Origin of the sequence: Nesterenkonia salmonea, assembly GCF_005771525.1 — a bacterium.
In the GTDB taxonomy this organism is placed as follows: Bacteria; Actinomycetota; Actinomycetes; order Actinomycetales; family Micrococcaceae; genus Nesterenkonia; species Nesterenkonia salmonea.
In genome coordinates, this window is the sequence record NZ_VAVZ01000139.1 from 1 (window position 1) to 323 (window position 323).

1 pseudogene is annotated in these 323 nt (G+C 62.2%); it reads left to right on the plus strand.

What is annotated here, in order from left to right:
• Positions 1–323: pseudogene (locus FEF26_RS15845) on the plus strand (group II intron reverse transcriptase/maturase); the annotation flags it as partial.

A 323-nucleotide genomic window follows, 5' to 3' on the forward strand; every position in this document is an offset into this window, starting at 1 on the left:
GCCTCGTTGAGGCTCGGGAGCGGGTACTGGGAATACAGCTCAAACTGCATCAATGGTCGAAGCAGGACGCCACGGCCTGTTTCAGCGACCTGTTTAATCTCGTGGCTGACCCTGCTTTCCTGCGCGTAGCGTGGGAGCGGGTTGCAGGAAACACTGGGGCGCGCTCAGCAGGAGTTGATGGGCTGACAGCTCGTCGGCTTGTCGCTGAGGGGACCTGGCTGCAGTTTCTGACCGATCTTCGCCACCGGGTGAAGGCGCGTCAGTTCCAGCCCTCGCCGGTGAAGCAGCGACTGATACCGAAGCCTGGAGGGAAGTTCCGGGCC